The sequence below is a fragment of the Pseudoalteromonas sp. T1lg23B genome (genome assembly GCF_002964665.1).
Classification (GTDB): Bacteria; Pseudomonadota; Gammaproteobacteria; order Enterobacterales; family Alteromonadaceae; genus Pseudoalteromonas.
Genome location: NZ_PQBZ01000007.1, coordinates 151,891 through 162,388, shown reverse-complemented (window position 1 = coordinate 162,388; position 10,498 = coordinate 151,891). Strand labels below are relative to the sequence as shown.

The following is a 10,498-nucleotide window of genomic DNA, read 5'->3' as shown; positions in this document are numbered from 1 at the left end:
CACCTCAGGCAACAGTTTCGCGGGTATTAGCGACGATACCACTTTTAATTTTACAACGGCGGATGTTACCGCGCCTACGTTTGACAGCGCCAATTCTACCCCCAGTGATGGCGATACTAATGTATCGGTCAGTAATGACATCGTAATCGACTTTAGTGAAAGCATTGCCTTGGGCAGCGGCAACATCACCATTCGTGATGTAAGCGGTAGTAGTGACTTTGAAGTATTCAGTGTGACCACTGAGAGCGATGGGACAACCACTACGCCAAGTGCTGGCCGTATTGGTATCACTAATGACAAAATTTATCTAAACCCTACCAGTAGCTTAACAGGCAACCGCAATTATGCGATTCAAATCGATGCTACAGCGGTGGATGATACCGCAGGTAATAGTTTTGCGGGAATAAGTGACGAGACCACTTTTAACTTCTCTACAGCGAATACCGCACCTGTTGTGGATTTGGATTCTAGCTCTGGCAATGATGACAGTAGCGCATCATTCTCAGAAGCGGGTGGAGCGGTGAGTATTGCCCCCAATGCAGCAGTAACAGAAGCGGATGGTGATACCATTACCACCATCACCGTGACACTGACCAATGATCAAGATGGAGCCTCAGAGGGCTTAAATGTTACCGCTTCTGCACAAGATGCACTGACGGGGATCTCTGGCTCTTCAGATATTACTTTACAAGACACTATTACCATCTCAGGAGCAACGGCGAGCGCCTCAGAAGTACAAACCTTCTTACAAGCGGTTACTTACAACAATACCTCAAGTTCGCCTAACGAAACGGCCAGAACCGTGACCGTGGTGATCAATGATGGTACTGACAATAGCACTTCTCGCACCGCAACCGTATCGGTGAGTAATGTCACCGCGGCAAGCAGTACCGCAGCCAGTTTTAATACAACTAATGGTACAAACTTGTCTCCAGCCATTACCTTTACCAGTGATGATGAAACACTCACGATTGCCGATACCACGCATATCTCAGGCTCGACCGCTGACGGTGGTACGGGCACCGATACGCTGGCTGTTCCAACGGGGTCAAATCTAGCGAACTTTACCTCGCTGACGAACTTTGAAACCTTAACGCCAGATAACGATGCGTCGCTAACCCTAACAGAAACGCAACACGATGCGTTTACGACCATTAATGGCTCAGGCACCAACCAGTTCACGATTTCAAGTGCTGATGGCGATCAGACATTGACAGGTGATAGCGACATTGAAACCTATGTGCTCGGTGGTGCAATGACCTTTACCATGGCCACAGCGGCACAAAATGTGACAGGTAGTAGCGCTGCTGACACCGTTAACGTGGTCGGCTTTACCACAACGGGTGTGCTCTCAGGTGGTACGGGCACTGACATATTACAGGCCGATACTGGCGCGAATATTAGTGGCGCCACGCTGAGCAGCTTCGAATCACTGACTTTGAGTGACAATGCCTCAGTGACGATGACCGAAGCGCAACATGATAGCTTTAGCACCGTCACCGCGGCGGGCACTGAAACCATTACCATCAGTGATACCAGCGATGGTTTAACAGGTAACAGCGCCATTGAAACTTATGTGCTGTCAGCAGCGAATACCTTCACACTAGGTAGCGCAGCGCAAAACCTGACGGGCAGTAGCGGTAATGACACCGTCAATGTTGGCACATTAACGGCTACTGGTACTTTGGCTGGTGGCAGTGGTACCGATACCCTGTCAGTGTCTGATGGTGGTAGCATTGCAGGGGCAACGGTCAGCGGTTTTGAAAACCTTTCGGTGGGTAGTAATGGTACAGCTACCGTTACGGTGTCTCAGTTATCTTCATTTACAGGCACTGTATCGGGCAGTGGTACTGAGTCACTCTCGGTCTCGGGAGATGGTGATGTAACCACAGTTTCAGCCATTGAAAACTATACCTTAGCGGATGATTCAACCAATAGCCGTACCGTTACCGTCAGTAGCGCAGGCCACTCGGTAACTGGCACATCAACAAGCGATGCAATTACTTTTGACCTAGGTTCTTTGACTTATACTGGCACCATCACGGGTGAAAACACGGTTGCGGATACTCTGTCACTTAGCACAGGCGCCGATATTACCGGCGCAACTATCTCGGCGGTGAGTAATCTTACCTTAGCCTCTGGTGCTTCAGTTGCCATGACAACAAGTCAACATGAAAGCTTCACTGGCACTGTAACCGCAGCTGGCTCTGAAACCATTACCATCAGTGGAGATGGTGACTTTAGCACCCTGACTGGTATTGAAACCTACAGTGTTGGCGATGACAGCACCAATACCAGAACGATCACGGTGTCGAGCGGTACAACCAGTGTTAGCGCAACTTCAACGACCGATGCCATCACCTTTGCCATTGGTGGTAGCGCATATACCGGTACGCTCACGGGAGATGCAACGGTTGCTGATCAGGCTCAGGTGACAGACGGCGCTGATGTAAGTGGTGGGGTATTCACCAACATCGGTACACTTAGTGTGGACAGTGGTGCAACGGTCTCAATCGATGCCGCTAATCTGGGCGACTTTGCCACCGCAATTACAGGTGGGGCAGGTAGTGAAACATTAAAGCTGATGGATGGCGGTACATTTGATTTCTCTACGACGACAGTCTCGGCAATTGAAGGTATTGCAATAGGCACAAACAATACAGCTACTATCACGCTGACAGATAATTTCAGTGCGGATGGGCAAACGGTGTCAGTCAGCAACACCAGTGGTAGTGCCATCACCGCAGATTTAACCATTAATGCTTCTGCGTTTGTGAACGATGTACTTCAGATCTCTGCCACTGATTTAGACGGTGCTGACACCATTACAGGGGGCAGTGGTGCTGATACCATTCGACCCGGAGCTGGTACTGACTCGATGACGGGTAATGATGGTAATGATAACTTTGCAGGTGAGGCAGGTGACCTCAATGGTGATACCATTGCCGACCTTGCTGCGGGCGATACCATCACAATTACAAATATCACAGGACTGACAACGAACAATGTCCGTTTCAATGGTACTGGTACGTTTGAAGTGGATACTGATGCAACCACGTTTGCAAGTCCTGAGGTTTTCATCACACTGACTAATGCACCGGGCAATGACTTGGTGTACACCGTGGCTGATTCAGGCAGTGATACACTGATAACATTTGCAGCTGCAAATGAAGCGCCTGTGTTTAGTAGCCTGAATGGCGGCAGCACCTTTACTGAAAACGGCTCCGTAGTGGCAATAGACTCCGATGTGACCGTTGCAGATACCGAGCTTGATGCGCTAAATAGCAACAATGGTAACTATGATGGTGCCACCTTGACGATTGCGCGCTCTGGTGGTGCAAATTCACAAGACGTATTTAGCAATACTGGATTGCTCGGAACTTTGGTGCAAGGCAATACCTTTACTTACAACAGCACAACGATTGGTACGGTTACCACCAACTCATCAGGCACCTTGGTATTGAGTTTCAATAGCAGTGCAACGTCTGCGCTGGTGGATAGTACATTGCAATCAATCGGCTATAGCAATAGTTCAGAAGACCCAAGTTCATCGGTTACGTTGAACTACACCTTTAACGATGGCACCACTGGTAGTACAGGTACGAATCAGGCTACGGTGACTATCAGTGCGGTGAATGACGCACCTACCGATATTGCGCTGACGGCAACCAGCATTAATCAGTCTAGTACGGGGGCCTCGGCCGCGGTGGCAACGGCCAGTACCACAGATGTGGAAAGTGCTGACAGCCATACTTACAGTTTGGTCAGCTCTGGCGCCAGTGATAATGGAACTTGTAGTGCCAGTTCTGGTAATGGCAGCTTCCAATTTACAGGTAGCACACTACAAACCCAAGCATCTACTTCATCGGGTGATTATGTTATCTGTGTACAAACCAGTGATGGTTCGGCCAGCTATCAAGAGTCATTCACCATTACAGTAGTTGATGATGTTGTGCCTAATGCACCGTCAACACCAGACTTGGATGCAGGTTCAGATACAGGGGCGTCAAGTACGGATAATATCACTAGCGATACCACGCCAACCTTTAGTGGTACGGCAGAAAGCGGTTCAACGGTGACGTTATATAGCGACCAAGTAGGTGGAGGGGCAACCTCTATTGGTAGCGCAACGGCCACGGGAGGTAACTGGCAAATTACCACCAGCACACTAGCCTCCGGTGTTGCTCACGCAATTACAGCTAAGGCAACAGATGCGGCTAATAATGTGAGCAGTAGTTCGAGTTCGTTGAGTGTTACGATAGATTCAACAGCTCCGTCGGCGCCAAGTACACCAGACTTAGCAGATGCCAGTGACAGTGGTACATCTAACACGGATAATTTAACCAACGATACAACGGCAACATTTACAGGTACTGGCACAACAGGCGATACCATTACATTGATTTCAGATGTTGATGGTTCGGTTGGCAGCGTAGTAGCTAGCGGTGGTGTATGGAGCATAACCAGCTCAGCCCTGTCTTCTGGCGCACACGCAATGACTGCACGGGCGACGGATACCGCGGGTAACACAGCAGACAGTGCAAGCTTAAGCGTGACGATAGATGCCAGCGCGCCAACTGGGGTGACAGCAAGCATAGATCAAAGCACTATCAATGCTGATAACGAAGCGGCAATGAGCTTCACATTAACGGGCTTAGAGAGTTCGGGTAGCTTCACTTATCAGATTTCCGATGGTACTAACTCTGTGAGTAGCGCAAGTGCAACCTCTATCACCAGTGCATCTGAGCAAGTTACCGCAATTGATGTAACCGCCCTTGATGAAGGAACACTAACACTTTCAGTGACAGTGACTGATACCGCAGGTAATGACAGCTCTGCGTTTACAGATACCGTAACCAAACAGTATAACGATGTGCCTGTGCTCTCTGGTACGCCTGCAACCAGTGTGAATGAAGACAGCGCTTACAGTTTTACTCCCACATTAACTGACTCGGATTCAGGTGATACGCACACCTTTAGCATTACCAACCAGCCTACTTGGGCAAGTTTTGATACGAGCACGGGGGCGTTGACAGGTACGCCAGACGATAGCCATGTGGGCACAACATCTAATATCCAAATATCGGTTAGTGATGGTTCAGATTCGGCAAGCCTTAGCGCCTTTAGCATTGAAGTTGTTAACACCAATGATGCGCCAACAGGGCAAGATACCAGCTATACCATTGATGAGGGGGGCACAGCATCCGCCGATAGTAGTAATGGTTTATTGAGTTTGGCTGATGATGATGATCTGGACTCCAGTGATACCTTAACCATAGTGAAAGACAGCGACCCTCAATATGGCACGCTTACGCTCAGTAGCGATGGTAGCTTTAGCTATGTGCATGGTGGTAGTGAAAATCATACGGATAGTTTCACTTACCATGTTGAGGACAGCAATAGTGCCAGCTCACCAGTTTATACTGTGACTATTAGTATGAATGCGGTGGAAGATGCGCCTACAGCAGTAAATGATACCCTGACTACACTTGAAGATACTGCTGATTCGCTCAACGTTCTGTCAAACGACAGTGATCCTGAAGACAATATGGTTGCATCATCTGTGGTCGTGAAAACATCACCGACTCAGGGGCAAGTATCGGTAAGCAATGGTACGATTACCTATACACCAAATGCCAACGCCAATGGGTCTGACTCATTTACTTACACAGTTAAAGATTCAACCCAAGCCGAATCAAATGAAGCAACGGTTTCTATTACCATCACGGCTGTCAATGACCTGCCAGTGGCGGCTGATTTTACCCCTAACATTGATGAGGATACGGCTACCTCGGCATTGACAATTAGAGCCAGTGCCAGCGATGTAGAAGACACGAATCCAACGGGTAATATCACGCTTGAAACACAACCGAGCAAAGGTAGTGTAAGTATTGATCAAACAGCCGGGACACTCACATACACACCAAGTGCCAATGAAACGGGGGCCGACAGCTTCACTTATTCAATACTTGATAGTGAAGGTGGACAATCAAATATCGCAACCATTTCAGTCAATATCGGTGCTGTGAACGACCGCCCAGTTGCGGGAGATGACTCTACAACCACCAACGAAGACACGGCAACAACGTTAGCTATTCTAAACAATGATTCAGATGTTGAAGATAGTGGTTTTGTTGGAGCGGATATTGAGCTGCAAGATCAAGGTAACGGCGCAGGAGTTTACACGCTTGCCAACGTATCAGTCGGTGCGGATGGCGTATTAACAATTTCACCGAATCAAGATCAAAATGGTGTGCTCGCCTTTACCTACACGGTTGAAGACAGTGATGGCCTTCGTTCAGACCCAGCCACCGTTACGGTGAACATTAGCGCTGTGAATGACGCGCCTGTAGCTGTAGATAACACCGCGCAATTAGTTGAAGACGGCAGCATCGAAATCAACGTGTTGGGTAATGATACCGATGTTGATAGTCAGCTTAATGCATCAAGTGTAACAGTTATCACGGGACCACAAGGAGGCAGCGCGCAGGTACAGGCTTCGGGCAGTATTCTTTACACGCCCAATGCGAATTTCTTCGGTAGTGACAGCTTTACGTACACCGTCCAAGACACTGAGGGATTGGCTTCCAATCAAGCCACGGTGACTATAACGGTAGACTCTGTGAATGATGTGCCTGTTATCTCGGGTACACCGGCCACCACAGCGAATGAAGACGAAGCATACAGTTTTGTTCCGACTGCTAGTGATGCGGATGGAGATACCTTGACCTTTAGCGTGACCAACTTGCCAGTTTGGGCAAGCTTTAACAGCGCGACGGGTGAGGTCTCAGGCACACCTGTAGAAGGCCAGCAAGGTACTTACTCAGATATTTTACTGTCAGTCAGTGATGGCCAAAATACGGTTTCATTGGCGGCGTTTAATATTGTTGTGAGTGCAGTGAATGATGCGCCAGAGATCTCAGGAACACCCAGTACATCGGTTAATCAGGATGAACAATACAGTTTCACACCACAAGCGACAGATGTTGACTCTGAGAACTTAACTTTTAGCATTGAAAATGCACCAAGTTGGGCAAGTTTTGACACCACTACGGGGGCTCTGACAGGCACCCCAAATATTGACGATGTGGGCACATACACTGGGATTGTGATAGCAGTGAGTGATGGTGAATTACAGGCTAGCCTCGACGCGTTTGATATCACTGTTGTCGCCGTAAATGCCGCACCAATTGCCAACAATATGCAGCGCAGTGTGAATGAAGATGGTACAACCAGCTTTGTAGCAGACGTCAGTGACGCCGACGGTGATACGTTAACCATTGAGCTGCAAGGCTTACCACAAAATGGTGTCGCATCAGTGCAAGGAACGGTCTTGACCTATACACCACTGCCAAACTTCAATGGTTCAGATAGCTTCAGCTATGTCGCCTCGGACGGAGAGTTACAATCTGATGTGGCGATTGTGAGTATAAATGTTGTGTCAGTAAACGACGCACCAATTGCAATTGATGATGCGTTTACGTTCACAGCTGTACCAAGCAATCAATATAGCCTAACTGTGCTGGATAATGACTCCGATCCAGATGGCGGGGTGCTGAGCATCATCGGAGCAAAAGCATCGCTGGGCAGTGTTAGCATTAGTGGCAATACTCTGACTTATCAGGCTGTGCCCAATGCACAAGGCCCGATAGTGGTTAACTACGTCATTGAAGATGAAGGCAAAGCAAGGGCATCGGCCAAAGCGATGGTGAGTATTAGTAATGCTGGAGGCGGTCAAGCACCGACCATCATTGCACCAAATGATGTTACTGTGAATGCTACAGGCTTATTTACCAAAGTGGATTTAGGTACAGCGGTGGCCACAGACTCTCAGGGCAATACGCTTCCAGTGTCGTTGTTAAATGGATTCCCTCTGTTTGCACCGGGTCCGAACATTGCGTACTGGCAAGCGACTGATGGGCAAGGTTTACAGGCGACTGTCAGTCAGAATGTAAATGTGAATCCTTTGATATCACTACAGAAAAACAGCCGAATTGCCGAAGGTAATAAGCACAGAGTTGCGGTTTACCTAAATGGTCGTTCGCCCAGTTATCCGGTAACAATCCCGTATACCGTATCAGGTACGGCGGACAGTGCGGATCATGACTTGTTATCGGGTGAGGTGGTGATTAACTCTGGCTTCCTAACCCACATTGAGTTTGAAACATTCGCCGATAGTGAAGTCGAAGGCAATGAAACCATAGTGATCACTCTAGATAGCAGTCTGAATGTGGGCACGCGTTCTTCGTCGACAGTAACAATTTCGGAGACGAATATCGCGCCATCGCTTGAGACAACCGTGCTTCAGTCAGGCGAAGAGCGAGAGTTGGTGACTGCAACGGATAACGATGTGACCATTTCGGCTATTGCCACAGACACTAACCTTACCGATCAGGTCAGCATCTCGTGGCAAACGAGTGCGCCTTTGGTGAACATTTCACCTAACCCTGAGCAGTTCATATTCAGTCCGCTGAATGTGGCAACGGGTATCTATAAAGTGAAAGTTACTGCTAAAGATGATGGAACACCGAGCTTATCAACACAAAAAGATGTGTACATTGAGGTCATTGAATCACTCGACCAGCTTGGAGATACAGACTCCGATGGTGATTTAATTCCTGATGCACAAGAAGGGTATACCGACTCAGATGGTGATGGTATTCCTGACTATCAAGATGCGATTTCTGAGTGTAACGTAATGCAGGAGCGCGCGCTTGAAGCAACACAATTCTTGGTGGAAGGTGATCCTGGAGTGTGTTTACGCAAAGGTGCAACGGTATCACAAAACCAAACGGGTGGTTTAGAGTTGTTCAATAGTGAGCTACCAGATGACCCGAATGCGAGAAATATCGGTGGCGTATTTGACTATATCGCGACAGGCTTACCGCAAGAAGGGGATACTTATAGTATCGTGTTACCACAGCGTGTACCTGTGCCGTTAGGTTCTGTGTATAGAAAACTCAAAGACGGTGTATGGCATGACTTTGTCATTGATGAGCAAAACCAGGTGCTAACAACGCAGGGCGAACCGGGCTTCTGCCCACCTCCCGGAGATAGTCTATGGACTGTCGGTTTGATTGAAGGCAGTTGGTGTGTGCAGCTAAACATTGTGGATGGTGGACCAAACGATGACGATGGCATAGCTAACGGTGTGATTGTTGACCCAGGCGGTATTGCAGTACCGGTTACTAACAATAATTTCCCAGAGGCCAACGCTGATTCGGTAGCGATAGTTTCAGGACAAACCATCGTCATTGATGTACTCAGCAATGATAGCGATGCAGATGGAGATACGTTATCCGTAACGGGCGCTACGGTTGATTTTGGCACCGTGATAGTGCAAGACAATCAATTGCACTATACACCGCCTACGTTGTTTGTTGGTGAAGCGATGATCCAATACAGTATTACAGATGGTCAAGGAGGCACGTCTTACAGTACTGCTACGGTTTCTATTACTACTAATCAGGCGCCAGTGGCGGTAGATGACACTGCGGTATCGAACGGCTCTGCATTAGTGATTGATGTACTCGCTAATGACAGTGACCCAGAAGGAACCGCTCTGTATCTAGTGTCAGCAACAGCTGAGCACGGTAGTGTTACGGTGAATGTAGATAATACATTGGCCTATACGCCACAAGCTGGGTTTAGTGGCACCGATACCATCACTTATGTGGTTCGCGATGAGTTTGGTGCGACATCACAAGGTATGCTGAGTGTGACCGTGACCCTAAATACACAGGAAAATACAACAATTACTAACAGTTCATCAGGCTCATTTGGAGGGCTACTCGTGTTACTAACATCAGCCATGTTTATCCGTCGTAAAAAGTCGTTGCTACCAGCATTTGCATTGGTGAGCAGTGCTTTTGTAGTTAATACAGCAGCTCAAGCTTCTGATTGGAGGGTCACAGGTTCAATCGGTCAAGCAACCGCCGATGCTCAAATCACTCAGCCTGAAATAGCAATGGTAAACATTGATGACAAGGGAACCAGCTGGTCTTTGGGGGCGTTTTACAACTTTGCGCCAAACTGGCATGCCGGTATTCGGTATATCAACTTAGGTGAAGCCAGTGTTAGTTTTTCAGGGAGTGTGAGCGACCCTAGTCAAGCACAGGGTATGTTGGCGGATGTTGCGCCTGTATTGCCTGAGGGAATATCAGTCCAAGTTGATTACTCAAAGAGCTTAGCAAATCAATTTGAGGGTAAAATCTTTTTTGGCGCGTTTAACTGGCAGTATGAAATTGACAGTGTGCGTGATGGCAGCGTCTCGCAAAAATATGAAGACGATGGCACGAGCGCTTATTTAGGTGCTGGTATCCATTATGCTATCTCAACCGAAGTAACTTTAGGGCTAGATTATAGCTACTACTTTGTGTCAAAGAATGACATTGATGAAATAGCCTTGAGCGTACAATATCGGTTCTAGTAATTCGTGAACCAAAAAGCCCCTCTTGAGGGGCTTTTTTGTTTCAGTATGAAGCACTGTGCGCTTAAA

1 protein-coding gene is annotated in these 10,498 nt (G+C 48.0%); it reads left to right on the top strand.

The window, feature by feature from the left end; translation table 11 throughout:
• The coding region (locus C2M32_RS03515; RefSeq protein ID WP_442792690.1) for a tandem-95 repeat protein at positions 1–10,429 on the top strand (10,429 nt) is incomplete at its 5' end.
• Positions 10,430–10,498: the final 69 nt, after the last annotated feature.